The following is an 18,543-nucleotide window of genomic DNA, read 5'->3' on the forward strand; positions in this document are numbered from 1 at the left end:
CAGGCTGGACGTAAGCGTGTGGCTTGAAAGCTCATTGTGGCGAGGGAGCTTGCTCCCGTTGGGCCGCGCAGCGGCCCCAAAATCCATTGCCCCGAGTTCTGTCTGAAAGAACCCCGTGTTCTTGCCGGGGCTGCTTCGCAGCCCAACGGGAGCAAGCTCCCTCGCCACAGGTTAATGCGCGAGGCTTAACTCACGTCTTTCAGACCGGCTGATTCGGCTTGTAGTCCTTGAGCAGCAGATACGTGCTCCAACCCCACCAGTCATTGGTCCACTGCTTGTCGTTCAGGTTGTTGACGTCCTTGCGTCGCAGCACCTTGTCGCCTTCAGCCTTGAACAGCGGTGAGAAGTTGTTCGCCGGGTTCTGCGCGGCGTTCAGGTCCGGCACATACAGCGGTGCCTTGAAGTTGGCCGGGGAGGGCGCCATGCCGCTGATAAACGTTTCGAAGATCTCATCGGCCGAGGCCTGCACGGCGCGTTTGACCATGGCGCGGTTGGCCGCATCGTTGCTGTCGAAATAGCGTTTATCACCGTAGGCATGCCACTGCTCGCCCAGGGCGTTGCGCACATTGAGCCCGAACTTGCTGTCTTCATCGTGCATGAAGCGGCTGATCAGCGAGCCCAGTTCACCCGGTGTCACCACCGCCGCCAGTTGCTTGCGCGGTACCCGCAGGTGCCCGGCGGAAAATAGATCGGTCAAAAAGTGATCAGCAAAGCTGTTCATGGCATAGGCCAGTTCCAGCGCCTGGTCGGTGCCGGTCTGATGCGCCACGACGGCTTGTTGCAAGGCTGCCGTATGCCCCGCCAGATAGGCCGCCAAAGCCCATTCGCCAAAGTGGTCGGCATTGTCTGCCGCCAGTTTCAGGTAGCGCCCCAGTGGAATCAGCGCCGAGACGGCACTGCCGCCGCCGGTGATGCGGTTCCATTCCTCGGACAAGGTGTCACCCAGCGCGTCATAGGCTTCATGGGGTTGCTTGCCATCCTTGATCGCCTGGTTGACCGCATTGATCTCCTTTTGCATCACCGCGAGGATCTTGCCCGCTTCTTCCCGTGATGCTGGCAATACCGCCAGCGAGTTGAATGCATCGGTAAAGCGCTGCACACGATCAGCGGGCGATGTGCCTTCGTTGATGGGGCGCCCGGGGATGCCATAGAAATCACCGCCCAGGGCGATGATCTGGCCGTAGCTCAGCGCCAGGCCATTGGGCAGGTGCAATTCGACCTGCCGGGCGGGAATCGGCGGGGCGTCCTTGACGAAACGCAACAGGGTGTCGTCGCCGATGGCGGTGTGTTCGCCGCCTTCAAAACGCAGGGTTGGCGGGGTTTTCACAGGTGTGGCGAGTTCAAGATCTGACATGTTAGCTCCTTGCTATGTCGTAGGAATCTTCCGTAATAACTGTACGTATATACAGTTATCCAGAGCATAGAGGAAAAACTTCCTACGTCAAGAAAGCAGCAATCGAGAAGGGCGGCGATGAATTGCAGTTGACGAATATTTTTATAGTTGTACGATGACGTACGACATCAAGATAACCATCCGTAATCTCACAACAGAAAGTCTTCGCCCAGGGTGTTCGAATAATGAATCCACAAGAACTGAAGTCCATCCTCTCTCACGGTCTGCTGTCTTTCCCGGTGACCGATTTCAATGCCCAGGGTGATTTCCACCAGGCGGGCTACATCAAGCGTCTGGAATGGCTGGCCCCTTACGGCGCTACTGCCTTGTTCGCCGCTGGCGGCACCGGTGAGTTTTTCTCCCTGGCGGCCAGCGAATATTCGCAAGTGGTGAAAACCGCCGTTGATACCTGCGCCACCAGCGTGCCGATTCTTGCCGGTGTCGGCGGTGCCACCCGCCAGGCCATCGAGTACGCCCAGGAAGCCGAGCGTCTTGGCGCCAAAGGCTTGCTGCTGCTGCCGCACTACCTGACCGAAGCCAGCCAGGATGGGGTTGCCGCCCACGTTGAAGCGGTGTGCAAGTCGGTCAAGATCGGTGTAGTGGTCTACAACCGTAACGTCTGCCGCCTGACCGCGCCGCTGCTGGAACGCCTGGCCGAGCGCTGCCCGAACCTGATCGGTTACAAGGACGGCCTGGGTGACATTGAATTGATGGTGTCGATCCGTCGTCGCCTCGGTGACCGTTTCAGCTACCTGGGCGGCTTGCCGACTGCAGAGGTTTACGCCGCTGCCTACAAGGCCCTGGGCGTGCCGGTGTACTCCTCGGCGGTGTTCAACTTCATTCCAAAAACCGCGATGGACTTCTACCACGCCATTGCCCGGGAAGATCACGCCACCGTCGGCAAGATCATCGACGACTTCTTCCTGCCGTACCTCGACATCCGTAACCGCAAGGCCGGTTACGCGGTGAGCATCGTCAAGGCCGGGGCGAAAATCGTCGGCTACGACGCAGGCCCCGTGCGTACCCCGCTGACCGATCTGCTGCCGGAAGAATACGAAGCCCTGGCCGCGTTGATCGACAAGCAAGGCGCGCAATAACCCATCACCAAGGCCGCTGAGTAATCAGCGGCTTTTTGCGTCAGGAGAGAATTCGTGTCCCAAGCCAAGCGTTTTGAAAACTACATCGGTGGCCAGTGGGTTGCCGGCGCCGACTACTCGGCCAACATCAATCCGTCGGAGTTGTCTGATGTCATTGGCGAATACGCCAAGGCTGACCTCGCCCAGGTTCACGCGGCCATCGACGCTGCGCGCGCTGCTTTTCCGGCGTGGTCCACTTCCGGGATCCAGGCGCGTCATGATTCGCTGGATAAGGTCGGCACCGAAATCCTCGCCCGTCGCGAAGAACTCGGCACCCTGCTGGCCCGGGAAGAGGGCAAGACCCTGCCGGAAGCCATCGGCGAAGTGACCCGCGCCGGTAACATCTTCAAATTCTTCGCCGGTGAATGCCTGCGCCTGTCCGGCGACTACCTGCCGTCGGTGCGTCCGGGCGTCAACGTTGAAGTGACCCGTGAGGCGTTGGGCGTGGTTGGCCTGATCACGCCGTGGAACTTCCCGATTGCCATCCCGGCCTGGAAGATCGCCCCGGCCCTGGCCTACGGCAACTGCGTGGTGCTCAAACCGGCTGAACTGGTACCGGGCTGCGCCTGGGCCCTGGCCGAAATCATCTCCCGCGCCGGCTTCCCTGCCGGTGTGTTCAACCTGGTGATGGGCAGCGGCCGTGTGGTCGGCGATGCCATGGTCAACAGCCCGAAAGTCGACGGCATCAGCTTCACCGGCTCGGTGGGCGTGGGTCGTCAGATCGCCGTCAGTTGCGTGTCGCGCCAGGCCAAGGTGCAGTTGGAAATGGGCGGCAAGAACCCGCAGATCATTCTCGACGACGCCGACCTCAAGCAAGCCGTCGAGCTGTCGGTGCAGAGCGCGTTCTACTCCACCGGCCAGCGTTGCACCGCGTCCAGCCGCTTTATCGTCACCGCCGGGATTCACGACCAGTTCGTCGCGGCCATGGCCGAGCGGATGAAGTCGATCAAGGTCGGCCACGCCCTGAAAACCGGCACCGACATCGGCCCGGTGGTTTCCCAGGCCCAGCTGGACCAGGACTTGAAGTACATCGACATCGGCCAGAGCGAAGGCGCCCGGCTGGTCAGCGGCGGTGAGCTGGTGACCTGCGACACCGAAGGCTACTTCCTCGCGCCGACGCTGTTTGCCGACAGCGAAGCCGCGATGCGCATCAGCCGTGAAGAGATCTTCGGGCCGGTGGCCAACGTGGTGCGCGTGGCGGATTACGAGGCGGCGCTGGCGATGGCCAACGACACCGAGTTCGGCCTCTCGGCCGGTATCGCCACCACCTCGCTGAAATACGCCAACCACTTCAAGCGTCATTCCCAGGCCGGGATGGTGATGGTCAATCTGCCGACTGCCGGTGTGGATTACCACGTTCCATTCGGCGGCCGTAAGGGTTCATCCTACGGTTCGCGTGAGCAGGGTCGCTATGCGCAAGAGTTCTACACCGTGGTGAAAACCAGCTACATCGGTTCGTAACGGCTGCACCCTGTGGCGGGTCCGTGCCCGCCACAGGCTTACAATTTGATTACCCGCAAAAAAAATAATTAGTGGGAGTACATCTTCATGCAAGCGACCAAGCCGACCCATGTCCGCTATTTGATCCTGCTCATGCTGTTCCTGGTGACCACGATCAACTACGCCGACCGGGCCACCATCGCCATTGCCGGCTCCAGCCTGCAAAAAGACCTCGGCATCGACGCGGTCACCCTTGGCTATATCTTCTCCGCATTCGGTTGGGCCTACGTGGCCGGGCAAATTCCCGGCGGCTGGCTGCTGGACCGATTCGGTTCGAAAAAAGTCTACGCCCTGAGTATCTTCACCTGGTCACTGTTCACCGTGCTGCAAGGCTATGTCGGTGAGTTCGGTGTTTCCACGGCCATCGTTGCGCTGTTCATGTTGCGCTTCCTGGTGGGCCTGGCTGAAGCGCCATCCTTCCCCGGAAATGCGCGCATCGTGGCGGCGTGGTTTCCTACGGCTGAGCGGGGTACGGCCTCGGCGATCTTCAACTCGGCGCAGTACTTCGCCACCGTGTTGTTCGCACCGCTGATGGGTTGGATCGTCTACACCTTCGGCTGGCAGCACGTGTTCGTGGTGATGGGCGGCATCGGTATCGTATTCTCGCTGATCTGGCTGAAAGTTATCCACAGCCCGCGCCAGCACCCGATGATCAACGAGGCCGAGTTCCAGCACATCGCTGCCAACGGGGCCATGGTCGACATGGACCAGGACAAGGGCAGAGGCAAGAAAACCGACGGCCCGAAGTGGGATTACATCCGTCAGTTGCTGACCAACCGCATGATGCTCGGCGTGTACCTGGGCCAGTACTGCATCAATGGCATCACCTATTTCTTCCTGACGTGGTTCCCGGTGTACCTGGTTCAAGAACGCGGCATGACGATTCTCAAGGCCGGCTTCATCGCGTCCTTGCCGGCGATCTGCGGCTTTATCGGCGGCGTGTTGGGCGGGGTGATTTCCGACTACCTGCTGCGCAAGGGCCATTCGCTGACCTTCGCCCGCAAGGCGCCGATCATTGGTGGCTTGCTGATTTCCAGCAGCATTGTCGCGTGCAACTACGTGGACATCGAATGGATGGTGGTGGGCTTCATGGCCCTGGCCTTCTTCGGTAAAGGCGTTGGCGCACTGGGCTGGGCGGTGGTGTCCGACACCTCGCCGAAACAAATCGCTGGCTTGAGTGGCGGCTTGTTCAACATGTTCGGCAACCTGGCCTCCATCAGCACCCCGATCGTGATCGGCTACATCATCAGCACCACAGGCTCCTTCAAGTGGGCGCTGGTGTTTGTCGGTGCCAACGCATTGCTGGCGGTGTTCAGCTACCTGGTAATCGTTGGCCCGATCAAGCGTGTGGTGCTCAAGGAGCCGCCGGCCAAAGGCCCCGAGCTGACTAAACTTTCCCAAGCGCATTCCTGAAGGGGCCCGCGTCATGCAGTTGATTGAACATGCCGATTCGCCACGCTCCATCCGTTTGCACGCACTGGATAACGTGGTGATTGTGGTCAACGACCAGGGCGTACCGGCGGGGACCGAGTTTCCCGACGGCCTGGTGACGGTGGATTTCATTCCCCAAAGCCACAAGGTGACGCTGGAAGACATCCCCGAAGGCGGCCGCATCATTCGCTACGGCCAGACCATCGGTTATGCCCTGCGCCCGATTCCCCGCGGCAGTTGGGTGCAGGAAGATCAACTGCGCATGCCCACGGCGCCGCCGCTGGACAGCTTGCCGCTGTCCACTGAAGTGCCCGAGGCCCAGGCGCCGCTGGAAGGCTTTACCTTCGAGGGTTATCGCAATGCCGACGGCACCGTGGGCACCCGCAATATCCTCGGGATTACCACCACGGTGCAGTGCGTCACGGGCGTGCTGGACCATGCGGTGAAGCGCATCAAGGACGAGTTGCTGCCCAAGTACCCGAACGTCGATGACGTGGTGGCGCTGACCCACAGCTACGGCTGCGGCGTGGCGATCACGGCCACCGACGCCTACATCCCGATCCGCACCGTGCGTAACCTGGCGCGCAATCCGAACCTGGGCGGTGAAGCCCTGGTGATCAGCCTGGGTTGCGAGAAGTTGCAGGCCGGTCAGGTGATGCATGAAAACGACAGCTCGGTGGACCTGAGTGAGCCATGGCTGTATCGGTTGCAGGACTCCAGCCACGGCTTTACCGAAATGATCGAACAGATCATGGCACTGGCCGAAACCCGCCTGAAGAAACTCGACCTGCGCCGGCGGGAAACCGTACCGGCGTCGGAGTTGATCCTCGGCATGCAGTGTGGCGGCAGTGATGCGTTCTCGGGGATTACCGCCAACCCGGCGCTGGGTTATGCCTCGGATTTGCTGCTGCGGGCGGGCGCGACGGTGATGTTTTCCGAAGTGACCGAAGTGCGCGATGCGATCTACCTGCTGACTTCCCGTGCCGAGAACCAGGACGTGGCCCGGGAACTGGTGCGGGAAATGGACTGGTACGACCGCTACCTGGCCAAGGGCGAGGCAGATCGCAGCGCCAACACTACGCCGGGGAACAAGAAGGGTGGGTTGTCGAATATTGTCGAGAAGTCGTTGGGTTCCATCGTCAAGTCGGGCAGTAGTGCGATCAATGGCGTGCTTGGCCCGGGCGAGCGGTTCAATCGCAAGGGCCTGATCTTTTGTGCCACGCCGGCGAGTGATTTTGTGTGCGGCACGTTGCAGTTGGCGGCGGGGATGAATTTGCATGTGTTCACCACCGGGCGTGGCACGCCCTATGGGCTGGCGATGGCGCCGGTGGTGAAGGTTTCGACGCGCACCGAGCTGGCGCAGCGTTGGCCGGACCTGATTGATATCGATGCCGGGCGGATCGCCACTGGGCGGGCAACGATCGAGGAGTTGGGTTGGGAGTTGTTCCACTTCTATCTGGATGTGGCCAGCGGCAAAAAACAGACGTGGGCGGAGCAGCACAAGCTGCATAACGACATTACGTTGTTCAATCCGGCACCGATTACTTAAGACCGAGTCGCCTGCTTCGCGAGCAAGCCCGCTCCCACATTTGACTGCATTCCAAAGGTAGAACTCGGTCAAATGTGGGAGCGGGCTTGCTCGAGAAAGCGGTAGTCCAGACGAAGCTGGCCATGCTGGCTTATCATTAGCCACCTACCGACGCCCACCCAAGGTTCTCTCCGGCATGCTGGCAATCTTCCTACAAACCCTGAACATCACCGCGCCGGTGTTTGCCATGCTGTTCCTGGGCGTCCTGCTCAAGCGCATCAACTGGATCAACGACAACTTTATCCACATCGCTTCGGCCCTGGTGTTCAACGTCACCATGCCGGCGTTGCTGTTTCTCGGGATTCTCCACGCCGACCTGCATTCGGCCCTCAAGCCCGGCCTGCTGATCTATTTCGCCGTTGCCACGCTGTTGAGCTTCGCCCTGGCCTGGGGCTGGGCGATCTTTCGGTGCCCGCGTGTAGACCGTGGCATTTACGCCCAAGGCGCTTTCCGTGGTAACAACGGGGTGATCGGCCTGGCGCTGGCGGCCAGCATGTACGGCGACTACGGGATTTCCCTTGGCGCGGTGCTCGCGGCGCTGGTGATCCTGTTCTACAACACCCTGTCGACCATTGTGCTGGCGGTGTACAGCCCGGTGATCAAGTCCGACCCGTGGAGCATTTTCAAAAGTGTGCTGGCCAACCCGTTGATCATCAGCGTGATCGCGGCGGCGCCCTTCGCGTACTTCCAGATTGGCTTGCCTGGCTGGCTGGAATCCTCCGGGCAGTACCTGGCGGACATGACGTTGCCATTGGCGTTGATCTGTATCGGTGGCACGTTGTCGTTGGCGGCGCTGCGCAAAAGCGGCGACATGGCCCTGAGCGCCAGCCTGATGAAGATGGTCTGGCTGCCGGTGATCGCGACCCTGGGGGCGTGGCTGCTGGGGTTCCGTGGGCCGGAGCTGGGGATTCTGTTCCTGTACTTCGGCGCGCCCACGGCGGCGGCCAGTTTTGTCATGGCGCGGGCGGCGGAGGGCAATCATGAACTGGCGGCCGCGATTATCGTGATCACCACCCTGATGGCGGCGGTGACCACGAATATCGGGATTTTCGTGTTGCAGGCGGGTGGCTGGATCTAGGCGTCTTTCTGGTAGCTGTCGATCACTTCCTGCGCGGCGCGGAAGGCGTCAATCGCCGCCGGCACACCGGCATACACCGCACAATGCAGCAGCGCCTCGCGAATCTCCTCCACGGTGCAACCGTTGTTCAGCGCGCCGCGCACGTGGCCCTTGAGTTCCTGCGGGCACTTGAGGGCGGTCAACGCGGCGAGGGTGATCAGGCTGCGGGTTTTCAGCGGCAACCCTTCGCGATTCCACACGCTGCCCCAGGCATGCTCGTTGACGAAATCCTGCAGCGGCTGGCTGAACTCCGTGGCATTGCCCAGCGCCCGATCGACAAACACATCACCCATCACCTGGCGGCGCATTTCAACGCCGGGCTTTTTCTGTTCGGTCATTGCGATTCCCTCTTGTGTTGGCGGCGCCAGGCTTGCAGCGAGGTGAACAACAGGAAAGCCACCAGCGCTGGCAGGACGTAATACAGCATCAGTTGTTCAAGCTTGTTGGCCAGCGGCATGCCGAAGGTGAACGACACCACGTGCAGCCCGTACACCAGGTACAGGCCCAGGAACACCAGGCCTTCGGCCCGGGTGACGCGGTAGCCCGAATAAAACACCGGCAGGCACAGGGCGACCACGCCGAGCATTACCGGCAGGTCGAAATCCAGGGCATTGGGCGACACCGACAACGGCGAGGGCGCCACCAGGGCGGTAAAGCCCAGCACCCCAAGCAGGTTGAACAGGTTGCTGCCGATCACGTTGCCCACGGCAATTTCCCGCTGGCCGCGCAGGGCGGCGATCAGTGAGGTGGCCAGGCAGGGCAGGGAAGTGCCGACGCCAATCAGCGTCAGGCCGATGATGCGTTCCGACAGGCCCAGGTCAGAGGCCACGTCCACCGCCGCGCCCAGCAGCAGGTGCCCGGCCAGTACGAGGATCAACAGTCCACCGAGCATCAGCAGCACGCTGCTCAGCCACGGCGCCTGCACCACAGTGTCCCGGGTGCGCGGGCGGCGGGAGTGGCGGGTCTGGTAGAGCAGCACGCCGAGGTAGGCCACCAGGGCCACCAGCAGTAACAGGCCATCGATCGGCGTGAGTTCTTCATTGGCGGCTAGCACAAACACCAGCAGGCTGGCGATGATCATCATCGGGATATCCAGGCGTACCAGTTGCCGGGAGACCCGCAGCGGAATGATCAGGGCTGCCAGGCCAAGGGTCACGAGGGTGTTGAAGATGCTGCTGCCGATCACACTGCCCACGGCGATGTCGGTGTTGTCCGCCAGGGTCGCTTGCAAGCTGATCGCCATCTGCGGCGCGCTGCTGCCGAAGGCGACGATGCTCAGGCCGATGATCAGCGGGCGCACCTTGAGGCTGGCCGCCAGGCGCACGGCGGCGCGCACTAATACTTCTGCGCCGAAGATCAACAGCAGCAGGCCGCTGATCAGTTCGATCAGGCTAAAGGGCGAGAGGGCGGTTAATGCGGAAATGGCCTGGGCTCCGTCGGTCAGTTGCTGAGGGCTTGCACGCGAACGCGCGCGGTGCCGCTGCCGATCATACCGATCTGTTCGGCGGCCTTGCGTGAAAGGTCGATCAGGCGCCCACGGGTATGCGGGCCGCGATCATTGATGCGGACAACGACGCTTTTGTTGTTGTCGAGATTGGTGACCTTCACCTGCGTGCCGAAGGGCAGGCGACGATGGGCGGCGGTCAGGGCATTCTGGTTGAACGGTTCACCGCTGGCAGTGCGGTTGCCGTGGTGTTTGGCGCCGTAGTAGGAAGCGGAGCCGGTTTCGTCATAGCCGTTGGGGTCGATGAGGCCGCTGGCGCAGCCGGCGAGCAGAGAGAACAGGGCCAACAGGCCGAGTAGACGCTTCATTTTCAAGGTTTCCCCCTTACAAATGTGGGAGCGGGCTTGGGTGGGAGCGGGCTTGCTCGCGAATACAGTGTGTCAGGCAACGAATAGGCTGACTGATCCACCGCTTTCGCGAGCAAGCCCGCTCCCACACAAGCCCGCTCCCACAAGGGGTCAGAGTTGGACGTGAGGTCCTGCTCCGACCATTTCACCGCGTTTAGCCTTCGAGCTTGCTTTTCAGCAGTTCGTTGACCTGTTGCGGGTTGGCCTTGCCTTTGGAGGCTTTCATCGCCTGGCCGACAAAGAAGCCGAACATCTTGCCCCGCTTGGCTTCATCCGCCGCACGGTATTGTTCAACCTGCTCGGCATTGGCTGCCAGCATCTCGTCGAGTACGGCCGAAATCGCGCCGCTGTCGGTGACTTGTTTCAGGCCGCGCTTCTCGATGATCTCGTCAGCGTTGCCTTCGCCGGCGGCCATGGCTTCAAACACGGTCTTGGCGATTTTGCCGGAGATGGTGTTGTCCTTGATCCGCAGCAACATGCCGCCCAGTTGCTCGGCCGACACCGGTGCTTCGTCGATTTCCAGGCCCTGTTTGTTCAACAGGCTGCCCAGCTCAACCATCACCCAGTTGGCCGCCAGTTTGGCGTCGCCGGCAATGCTCACGACTTTTTCGAAGTAGTTGGCTTGCTCGCGGCTCGACGCCAGCACGCTTGCGTCATACACCGAAAGACCGAACTGCGCCTGGAAACGCTCGCGTTTCTGCGGTGGCAGTTCCGGCAGCGTGGCGCGCACGTCAGCCAGGAACGAGTCCTCGATGACCACCGGCAACAGGTCCGGATCGGGGAAGTAACGGTAGTCGTTGGCTTCCTCCTTGCTGCGCATGGCGCGGGTTTCGTCTTTGTTCGGGTCGTACAGGCGGGTCTGCTGGATCACCTTGCCGCCGTCTTCGATCAGCTCGATCTGGCGACGTACTTCGGTGTTGATCGCCTTCTCGATGAAACGGAACGAGTTGACGTTCTTGATCTCGCAGCGGGTGCCGTACTCGGCCTGGCCTTTTGGCCGCACCGACACGTTGCAGTCGCAACGCAGGGAGCCTTCGGCCATGTTGCCGTCGCAGATCCCGAGGTAACGCACCAGCGCGTGGATCGTCTTGACGTAGGCCACGGCTTCCTTGGCGCTGCGCATGTCCGGCTCGGAAACGATCTCCAGCAGCGGGGTGCCGGCGCGGTTCAGGTCGATGCCGGTGGCGCCGTTGAATTCTTCATGCAGGCTCTTGCCGGCATCTTCTTCCAGGTGCGCACGGGTCACGCCGACACGTTTGATGGTGCCGTCTTCCAGCGGGATGTCCAGGTAGCCCTTGCCGACGATCGGCAATTCCATCTGGCTGATCTGGTAGCCCTTGGGCAGGTCCGGGTAGAAGTAGTTCTTGCGGGCGAACACGTTGTGCTGGCCGATCTCGGCATCGATGGCGAGGCCGAACATCACCGCCATGCGCACCGCTTCCTGGTTCAGCACCGGCAGCACGCCGGGCATGCCCAGGTCTACCAGGCTGGCCTGGGTGTTGGGTTCTGCGCCGAACGTGGTGGCGCTACCGGAGAAAATCTTCGATTGGGTGGCGAGCTGGGTATGAATCTCCAGCCCGATCACGACTTCCCATTGCATAGTGTTCTCCTCAGAAGCCGGTAGGGGTGCGAGTGTGCCAGTCAGTGTTCAACTGGTACTGGTGCGCCACATTGAGCAGGCGGCCTTCCTGGAAATACGGGGCGAGCAGTTGCACGCCCACCGGCAAGCCATCGACGAAACCTGCAGGCATGGACAAGCCCGGCAGACCGGCGAGGTTGGCGGTGATGGTGTACAGGTCTTCCAGGTACTCGGCGATCGGGTCGCCGGTCTTGGCGCCGATCTTCCAGGCCGGGTTCGGCGTGGTTGGGCCGAGGATCACGTCGACTTCATTAAAGGCAGCCATGAAGTCGTTCTTGATCAGGCGACGGATCTTTTGCGCCTTGAGGTAGTACGCGTCGTAGTAGCCGGCCGACAGGGCGTAGGCACCGACCATGATCCGGCGTTGTACTTCCGCGCCGAAACCTTCGCCACGGGAGCGCTTGTACAGGTCGGTGAGGTCTTTCGGGTTTTCGCAGCGGTAGCCGAAGCGCACGCCGTCGAACCGCGACAGGTTGGAGGACGCTTCTGCCGGCGCGATCACGTAGTAGGCCGGAATCGCGTGCTGGTTGTTCGGCAGGCTGATTTCCTTGATCACGGCGCCGAGCTTTTCCAGCTCCTTGACGCTGTTGTGCACCAGTTCGGCGATGCGCGGGTCGAGGCCGGCGCTGAAATACTCTTTCGGCACGCCGATGCGCAGGCCTTTGATCGAGGTATTCAGGCTGGCGCTGTAGTCCGGCACGGGTTCATCAATGCTGGTGGAGTCCTGCGGATCGAAGCCTGCCATGCCTTGTAACAAAATTGCGCAGTCTTCAGCGGTGCGTGCCAGGGGGCCGCCCTGGTCGAGACTGGAGGCGTAGGCAATCATGCCCCAGCGGGAAACGCGACCGTAGGTCGGTTTCAGACCGGTGAGGTTGGTGAAAGCGGCCGGTTGGCGGATCGAGCCGCCAGTGTCGGTGGCCGTGGCGGCAGGTAACAGACGAGCGGCAACCGCGGCCGCCGAACCACCGGACGAACCGCCGGGCACGTGCTCGAGGTTCCACGGGTTTTTCACCGCGCCGTAGTGGCTCGACTCGTTGGCCGAGCCCATGGCGAATTCGTCCATGTTGGTCTTGCCCAGGGTCACGGCCCCGGCAGCGGCCAGCTTGGCGACCACAGTGGCGTCGTAGGGCGCCTTGAAATTGTCGAGCATCTTCGAGCCGCAACTGGTGCGAATGCCCTGGGTGCAGAACAGGTCCTTGTGGGCAATCGGCGCACCCAACAGGGCGCCGTTCTCACCGTTGGCGCGACGTACGTCGGCGGCCTTGGCCTGGCTCAGGGCCAGCTCTTCGGTGATGCTGATGAAGCTGTTGACCTTAGGGTCCAGCTCGGCGATACGCGCCAGCAGGGTCGTGGTCAGCTCTTCGGAAGAAAACTTTTTGTCGGCGAGACCGCGGGCGATCTCGGCCAGAGTCAATTGATGCATTGCAGGCTCTTTCCCTTTAGTCGATGACTTTCGGAACCAGGTACAGGCCGTTTTCGACCGCTGGCGCGATGGACTGGTAAGCCTCGCGATTATTGCGCTCGGTCACGACGTCGGCGCGCAGGCGCTGGCTGGCTTCCAGCGGGTGAGCCAGGGGCTCGATGCCGTCGGTATTCACGGCTTGCATTTGGTCGACCAGCCCGAGAATGCTGTTCAGGGCTGCGGTGGTCTGTGGAAGATCGGCTTCATTGAGGCCCAGGCAGGCCAAATGAGCGATTTTTTCCACGTCGGAGCGTTCAAGCGCCATGGGATTCTCCAGTGGAAAACAGAACGGAAGCTATCCGTGTGTTAGATTGTAGGAACACTACCGCATTTCTACGGTCATATGGCCGCGATTGTGGGGGTTGGTGCACAGAAAGTCGGCCAATTTAGCACATTGGCGCCTTGCCCAAAATCCCTGTCGTTGTTAGAGTTTGCCGCACTTTTTTACCCACGCGTTGCCTAGGGTCCCTTTCCCATGTTCAAGAAACTGCGTGGCATGTTTTCCAGCGATCTTTCCATCGACCTGGGCACTGCCAACACCCTTATTTACGTGCGCGAGCGCGGTATCGTCCTGAATGAGCCATCGGTTGTGGCCATTCGGACCCATGGTAATCAGAAAAGTGTCGTTGCCGTTGGCACCGAGGCCAAGCGCATGTTGGGCCGAACACCGGGCAACATTGCTGCCATTCGTCCGATGAAGGATGGCGTGATTGCTGACTTCAGTGTCTGCGAAAAGATGCTGCAGTACTTCATCAACAAGGTTCACGAAAACAGTTTCCTGCAGCCCAGCCCTCGTGTGCTGATCTGCGTTCCGTGCAAGTCCACCCAGGTGGAACGTCGTGCCATCCGTGAGTCGGCCCTTGGTGCCGGTGCCCGTGAAGTGTTCCTGATTGAAGAGCCAATGGCCGCTGCGATCGGTGCCGGCCTGCCGGTTGAAGAAGCGCGCGGTTCGATGGTGGTGGATATCGGTGGTGGTACCACTGAAATCGCCCTGATCTCCCTCAATGGTGTGGTGTATGCCGAATCCGTACGGGTTGGCGGCGACCGCTTCGACGAAGCGATCATCACCTACGTGCGTCGCAACTACGGCAGCCTGATCGGCGAATCCACCGCCGAGCGCATCAAGCAGGAAATCGGTACCGCTTACCCGGGCGGCGAAGTTCGCGAAGTCGATGTTCGCGGTCGCAACCTGGCCGAAGGCGTTCCACGTGCCTTCACCCTGAACTCCAATGAAGTGCTGGAAGCTCTGCAAGAGTCCCTGGCCACCATCGTTCAGGCGGTGAAGAGCGCCCTGGAGCAATCGCCTCCGGAACTGGCTTCCGATATCGCCGAGCGTGGCCTGGTACTGACCGGTGGTGGCGCCTTGCTGCGCGACCTCGACAAGTTGCTGGCCCAGGAAACCGGTTTGCCAGTGATCGTCGCTGAAGACCCGTTGACCTGCGTCGCCCGCGGCGGTGGCCGTGCACTGGAAATGATGGATAAACACACCATGGACCTGCTCTCCAGCGAATAAGAATTTGCTGGTTTGCCCATGTTTCGCTCACAGGCAGCACTTTGCAGTGCTGCCTGTTGGCGTTTATCTTCTTCAATCTGCATCCAGGCCGGTTTGATGCCGTATGAATAAAGAAAACATTTGCCTGGGAGGAGCGGCTTATTAAACCGCTTTTTTCCAAAGGCCCCTCATTGGGCGTGCGCCTGTTGGTGCTGGTCGTGCTATCGGTTGCGCTGATGGTGGTCGATGCCCGCTTCACACTGCTCAAGCCAGTGCGTAGCCAGATGTCGCTGGTCCTGATGCAGACGTACTGGATCACTGACCTGCCGCAGCGTCTCTATCAGGGTGTCGCCAGTCAATTTGGCAGCCGCACCGAACTGGTGGCGGAGAACGAAAAACTCAAGACCGAAAACCTGCTGCTGCAGGGGCGCATGCAAAAGCTCGCGGCCCTCACCGAGCAGAACGTTCGGCTGCGCGAGTTGCTCAATTCCTCTGCGCTGGTCAACGAGAAGGTCGAAGTGGCCGAGTTGATCGGTATGGATCCGAACCCCTTCACCCATCGCATCATCATCAACAAGGGTGAGCGCGACGGCGTAGTCCTCGGCCAGCCGGTGCTCGATGCCCGTGGCTTGATGGGCCAGGTGGTGGAGTTGATGCCTTATACCTCTCGCGTGCTGTTGCTGACCGACACCACCCACAGCATCCCGGTGCAAGTCAACCGCAACGGCCTGCGGGCGATTGCCAGCGGTACCGGTAACCCGGAACGCCTGGAGTTGCGTCACGTCGCAGACACCGCCGACATCAAGGAAGGCGACCTGCTGGTCAGCTCCGGCCTGGGTCAGCGGTTCCCGGCAGGCTACCCGGTCGCGACGGTCAAGGAAGTGATCCACGATTCCGGCCAGCCGTTCGCCATTGTGCGTGCCGTGCCGACCGCCGCATTGAACCGCAGCCGTTACCTGTTGCTGGTGTTCAGTGACAACCGCACCCCGGAAGAGCGTGCCAACGAAGCCGCCCAGGCCCAGGAAGCGGAAGACAAGCAAAACGGCACCGCGCCGATCATTCCGGCCACCGTGCCAAAGCCGGCGGCACCTGCTGCCCCGGCAGCCGCTCCGGCAACGCCAGCCGCGCCGGTTGCGACACCGGTCAAGCCTGTGGCCCATAGCGCGCGTCCGGCCAAGCCTGCGGCTGCAACACCTGCCGCTGCCAAACCGCCCGCCGCCGCCAAACCACCGGCCGCGGCCCCGGCAACCACTCGGCAGAGGGAAGAATAATGGCCGGTACTCATTCGCGTAACGGCTGGATCGTCTGGCTGACCTTTGCCATCGGCTTGCTGCTCAGCGTTTCGCCGCTGCCGCAATTCATGGAGATCCTGCGCCCGCTGTGGCTCGCCTTGCTGCTGGCGTTCTGGGCCCTGGCGCTGCCGCACAAGGTCGGGATGGTCACGGCCATGTGCCTGGGGCTGATGGAGGATGTGCTCTACGGCACCCTGCTCGGGCAGAACGCGTTGATCCTGACCCTGATTACCTTCCTGGTGCTGTCATTGCAGCAGCGCCTGCGGATGTTCCCGATGTGGCAACAGTGCCTGGTGATCCTGGTGATCTTCGGCCTGGCGCAGTTGGTACAGCTGTGGCTTAGCGCCTTGACCGGCAACCGCCAACCGACCCTGGCGCTGGTGTTGCCCGCGCTGGTCAGCGCGCTGTTGTGGCCCTGGGTCAGTTTTGGCCTGCGTGGATTGCGTCGTCGCTATAAAATCAATTGAATGGATCGCGAGGCTCTGCCTGGTTATCGAACCCTACAGGGAGAGTCTGCATGAATTCGCTTTATCTGGCCTCGGGCTCCCCGAGGCGGCGTGAGCTGCTGACACAGATCGGCGTGCCGTTCACCGTCGTCAGCGCCGCCATTGATGAAACTCCCCTTACAAATGAATCGCCCGCGTCCTACGTAGAACGCCTGGCGCGCGGCAAGGCTGCGGCCGGTCGAGCGACCTTGGCCGATGCCACCGGCGCCTGTGTGCTGGGCGCGGACACAGCCGTGATCCTCGACGGCCGGATCCTCGGTAAACCCGTGGATCAAGCCGATGCCCTGGCCATGTTGCTGGCCCTTTCCGAGCGTGAACACGAAGTGTTGACGGCCATTGCGCTGATTGACGGCCAGCGTTGCGAAACGCGGCTGGTCAGCAGTCGTGTGCGCTTTCGCAGGATTTCAGCGGACGAAGCCACCACTTATTGGCACAGCGGCGAGCCCCAGGACAAAGCGGGCGGCTATGCTATCCAAGGCTTGGCGGCGGTGTTCGTCGCCGGACTCAATGGCAGCTACTCTGCCGTCGTTGGCCTGCCGGTCTGCGAAACCGCAGAACTGCTGGGCCAATTCGGCATACCCTGTTGGCAAAACCTTACCGTGCGCTAAACGCCGTATTCCAGCGCCAAGCCTTAAGCGATCGGTCACTATTGTGAAAACGCCTGAACGAGACCCAGCCATGAGTGAAGAGATTCTGATCAATATCACGCCGATGGAATCGCGCGTGGCGGTGGTAGAGAACGGTGTTCTGCAAGAAGTGCACGTCGAGCGCACCCAAAAGCGCGGGATCGTCGGCAATATTTATAAAGGCAAGGTCGTGCGTGTGTTACCGGGGATGCAAGCGGCGTTCGTCGACATCGGCCTGGACCGCGCTGCGTTTATCCATGCTTCGGAAATCTCCCTGCGCGAAGGCCCGGCGGTCGAAAGCATCAGCGCCCTGGTGCACGAAGGGCAGAGCCTGGTGGTGCAAGTCACCAAGGATCCGATTGGCTCAAAGGGCGCACGGCTGACCACGCAACTGTCGATTCCTTCGCGCTACCTGGTGTACATGCCGCGCACGGCCCACGTCGGTATTTCCCTGAAAATCGAAGATGAAGCCGAGCGCGAGCGCCTGAAAAAGGTGGTCAGTGACTGCGTGGCGCTGGAAGGTATCAAGGAGGCCGGCGGCTTTATCCTGCGTACTGCCGCAGAAGGTGCCGGTGCCGATGAAATCCTCATGGACATCCGCTACCTGCGCCGCCTCTGGGACCAGATCGGCGCGCAGATCAAGACCATCGGCGCCCCCAGCGTGATCTACGAAGACCTCGGCCTGGCCCTGCGCACCTTGCGCGACCTGGTCAGCCCGAAGATCGAGAAAATTCGCATCGACTCGCGGGAAACCTTCCAGCGCACTACGCAATTTGTTGCCGAGCTGATGCCGGAAATCGCCGATCGCCTGGAGCATTACCCGGGCGAGCGGCCGATTTTCGACCTGTATGGCGTCGAAGACGAAATCCAGAAAGCCCTTGAGCGCAAAGTGCCGCTCAAGTCCGGCGGTTACCTGGTGGTGGACCCGGCGGAAGCCATGAGCACTATCGACGTGAATACCGGTGCCTTTGTGGGCCATCGCAATCTCGAAGAAACCATCTTCAAGACCAACCTCGAAGCGGCCACCGCGATCGCCCGCCAGCTGCGCCTGCGCAACCTGGGCGGGATCATCATCATCGACTTCATCGACATGGAAGACGAAGAGCACCAGCGCCAGGTGCTGCGTACCCTGGAGAAGCAACTGGAGCGCGATCACGCCAAGACCAACATCATCGGCATCACCGAGCTGGGCCTGGTGCAGATGACCCGCAAGCGCACCCGCGAAAGCCTCGAGCAAGTGCTGTGCGAGCCGTGCAGCAGTTGCCAGGGGCGCGGTAAGTTGAAGACCCCGGAAACGGTTTGCTACGAGATTTTCCGGGAAATCTTACGGGAGGCACGCGCCTACCAGGCCGAGGGCTATAGAGTCCTGGCTAACCAGAAGGTGGTCGACCGTTTGCTGGATGAAGAATCCGGCAACGTAGCCGAGCTGGAGGGTTTTATCGGGCGCACCATTCGCTTCCAGGTCGAAACCATGTATTCCCAGGAACAATATGACGTGGTGCTGCTCTGA

General features: G+C 61.2%; 17 protein-coding genes. 10 read left to right on the forward strand and 7 right to left on the reverse strand.

Features of this window, described 5'->3' with window-relative positions; all coding sequences use genetic code 11:
* Positions 1-199 precede the first annotated feature (199 nt).
* Positions 200-1,354 carry a phospholipase gene (locus HX786_RS01955; protein ID WP_178911661.1) on the reverse strand — a complete coding sequence of 385 codons (1,155 nt, stop codon included), beginning with the start codon at positions 1,352-1,354 and terminating at the stop codon, positions 200-202.
* 224 nt (positions 1,355-1,578) lie between these two features.
* Between HX786_RS01955 and kdgD the strand changes: the two genes are divergently transcribed.
* From kdgD to HX786_RS01980, 5 genes are all read left to right on the forward strand, one after another.
* On the forward strand, positions 1,579-2,490 hold the full coding sequence (kdgD, locus tag HX786_RS01960) for a 5-dehydro-4-deoxyglucarate dehydratase (RefSeq protein WP_003216058.1): 912 nt from the start codon (positions 1,579-1,581) through the stop codon (positions 2,488-2,490).
* A 54-nt stretch (positions 2,491-2,544) separates the two neighbouring features.
* Positions 2,545-3,990 (forward strand): aldehyde dehydrogenase family protein, encoded by a 1,446-nt coding sequence (locus tag HX786_RS01965; protein ID WP_003216060.1) that lies wholly within the window; start codon positions 2,545-2,547, stop codon positions 3,988-3,990.
* A gap of 87 nt (positions 3,991-4,077) precedes the next feature.
* Positions 4,078-5,442: an MFS transporter gene (locus tag HX786_RS01970; protein WP_167662905.1), complete on the forward strand. Its 1,365-nt coding sequence runs from the start codon at positions 4,078-4,080 to the stop codon at positions 5,440-5,442.
* A gap of 13 nt (positions 5,443-5,455) precedes the next feature.
* A complete protein-coding gene (gene garD, locus HX786_RS01975) occupies positions 5,456-7,009 on the forward strand; it encodes a galactarate dehydratase (protein ID WP_178911662.1) in 1,554 nt (517 codons plus the stop codon).
* A gap of 175 nt (positions 7,010-7,184) precedes the next feature.
* Positions 7,185-8,126, forward strand: coding sequence for an AEC family transporter (locus HX786_RS01980; protein ID WP_178911663.1), 942 nt, complete (start codon positions 7,185-7,187; stop codon positions 8,124-8,126).
* On the opposite strand, the gene HX786_RS01985 is transcribed toward HX786_RS01980, so the two are convergent.
* The 6 genes from HX786_RS01985 to gatC form a co-directional block, all read right to left on the reverse strand.
* Positions 8,123-8,503: a carboxymuconolactone decarboxylase family protein gene (locus HX786_RS01985; RefSeq protein ID WP_003216068.1), complete on the reverse strand. Its 381-nt coding sequence runs from the start codon at positions 8,501-8,503 to the stop codon at positions 8,123-8,125. The genes HX786_RS01980 and HX786_RS01985 overlap by 4 nt on opposite strands.
* Positions 8,500-9,546 (reverse strand): calcium/sodium antiporter, encoded by a 1,047-nt coding sequence (locus HX786_RS01990; RefSeq protein ID WP_032899620.1) that lies wholly within the window; start codon positions 9,544-9,546, stop codon positions 8,500-8,502. Before HX786_RS01990 ends, HX786_RS01985 begins: the two co-directional genes overlap by 4 nt.
* A 59-nt stretch (positions 9,547-9,605) precedes the next feature.
* On the reverse strand, positions 9,606-9,977 hold the full coding sequence (locus tag HX786_RS01995; RefSeq protein ID WP_003216071.1) for a septal ring lytic transglycosylase RlpA family protein: 372 nt from the start codon (positions 9,975-9,977) through the stop codon (positions 9,606-9,608).
* A gap of 193 nt (positions 9,978-10,170) precedes the next feature.
* Positions 10,171-11,616: an Asp-tRNA(Asn)/Glu-tRNA(Gln) amidotransferase subunit GatB gene (gene gatB / locus HX786_RS02000; RefSeq protein WP_003216073.1), complete on the reverse strand. Its 1,446-nt coding sequence runs from the start codon at positions 11,614-11,616 to the stop codon at positions 10,171-10,173.
* A gap of 10 nt (positions 11,617-11,626) precedes the next feature.
* The gene (gene gatA / locus HX786_RS02005; protein ID WP_003216075.1) at positions 11,627-13,078 is read right to left on the reverse strand and encodes an Asp-tRNA(Asn)/Glu-tRNA(Gln) amidotransferase subunit GatA; all 1,452 of its coding nucleotides are present in this window, start codon (positions 13,076-13,078) and stop codon (positions 11,627-11,629) included.
* Between the two features lie 16 nt (positions 13,079-13,094).
* Positions 13,095-13,382, reverse strand: coding sequence for an Asp-tRNA(Asn)/Glu-tRNA(Gln) amidotransferase subunit GatC (gene gatC, locus HX786_RS02010; RefSeq protein WP_003216077.1), 288 nt, complete (start codon positions 13,380-13,382; stop codon positions 13,095-13,097).
* 210 nt (positions 13,383-13,592) lie between these two features.
* On the opposite strand from gatC, the gene mreB reads away from it, so the two are divergent.
* The 5 genes from mreB to rng all read left to right on the forward strand — a co-directional run bounded on the left by mreB (position 13,593) and on the right by rng (position 18,543).
* A complete protein-coding gene (mreB, locus tag HX786_RS02015) occupies positions 13,593-14,630 on the forward strand; it encodes a rod shape-determining protein MreB (RefSeq protein WP_002555108.1) in 1,038 nt (345 codons plus the stop codon).
* A 140-nt stretch (positions 14,631-14,770) separates the two neighbouring features.
* Positions 14,771-15,880, forward strand: coding sequence for a rod shape-determining protein MreC (mreC, locus tag HX786_RS02020; RefSeq protein ID WP_080673268.1), 1,110 nt, complete (start codon positions 14,771-14,773; stop codon positions 15,878-15,880).
* Positions 15,880-16,368 (forward strand): rod shape-determining protein MreD, encoded by a 489-nt coding sequence (gene mreD / locus HX786_RS02025; RefSeq protein WP_003216081.1) that lies wholly within the window; start codon positions 15,880-15,882, stop codon positions 16,366-16,368. The genes mreC and mreD overlap by 1 nt, the downstream gene beginning before the upstream one ends.
* 50 nt (positions 16,369-16,418) lie before the next feature.
* Positions 16,419-17,015 (forward strand): nucleoside triphosphate pyrophosphatase, encoded by a 597-nt coding sequence (locus HX786_RS02030; RefSeq protein WP_087692871.1) that lies wholly within the window; start codon positions 16,419-16,421, stop codon positions 17,013-17,015.
* Positions 17,016-17,085: 70 nt separating this feature from the next.
* Entirely contained in the window at positions 17,086-18,543 is a 1,458-nt protein-coding gene (rng, locus tag HX786_RS02035; RefSeq protein WP_003216085.1) for a ribonuclease G, read from the forward strand.

Source organism: Pseudomonas sp. 21615526 (assembly GCF_013386245.1).
In the GTDB taxonomy this organism is placed as follows: domain Bacteria; phylum Pseudomonadota; class Gammaproteobacteria; order Pseudomonadales; family Pseudomonadaceae; genus Aquipseudomonas.

Bases quoted from the DNA above. Each gene is read 5' to 3' on its own strand.
- mreB (WP_002555108.1), top strand. From the start codon at position 13,593: ATGTTCAAGAAACTGCGTGGCATGTTTTCCAGCGATCTTTCCATCGAC.
- HX786_RS01970 (WP_167662905.1), top strand. From the start codon at position 4,078: ATGCAAGCGACCAAGCCGACCCATGTCCGCTATTTGATCCTGCTCATG.
- kdgD (WP_003216058.1), top strand. From the start codon at position 1,579: ATGAATCCACAAGAACTGAAGTCCATCCTCTCTCACGGTCTGCTGTCT.
- garD (WP_178911662.1), top strand. From the start codon at position 5,456: ATGCAGTTGATTGAACATGCCGATTCGCCACGCTCCATCCGTTTGCAC.
- mreD (WP_003216081.1), top strand. From the start codon at position 15,880: ATGGCCGGTACTCATTCGCGTAACGGCTGGATCGTCTGGCTGACCTTT.
- HX786_RS01980 (WP_178911663.1), top strand. From the start codon at position 7,185: ATGCTGGCAATCTTCCTACAAACCCTGAACATCACCGCGCCGGTGTTT.
- gatC (WP_003216077.1), bottom strand. From the start codon at position 13,382: ATGGCGCTTGAACGCTCCGACGTGGAAAAAATCGCTCATTTGGCCTGC.
- HX786_RS01955 (WP_178911661.1), bottom strand. From the start codon at position 1,354: ATGTCAGATCTTGAACTCGCCACACCTGTGAAAACCCCGCCAACCCTG.
- HX786_RS02030 (WP_087692871.1), top strand. From the start codon at position 16,419: ATGAATTCGCTTTATCTGGCCTCGGGCTCCCCGAGGCGGCGTGAGCTG.
- HX786_RS01995 (WP_003216071.1), bottom strand. From the start codon at position 9,977: ATGAAGCGTCTACTCGGCCTGTTGGCCCTGTTCTCTCTGCTCGCCGGC.
- rng (WP_003216085.1), top strand. From the start codon at position 17,086: ATGAGTGAAGAGATTCTGATCAATATCACGCCGATGGAATCGCGCGTG.
- HX786_RS01985 (WP_003216068.1), bottom strand. From the start codon at position 8,503: ATGACCGAACAGAAAAAGCCCGGCGTTGAAATGCGCCGCCAGGTGATG.
- gatA (WP_003216075.1), bottom strand. From the start codon at position 13,078: ATGCATCAATTGACTCTGGCCGAGATCGCCCGCGGTCTCGCCGACAAA.
- gatB (WP_003216073.1), bottom strand. From the start codon at position 11,616: ATGCAATGGGAAGTCGTGATCGGGCTGGAGATTCATACCCAGCTCGCC.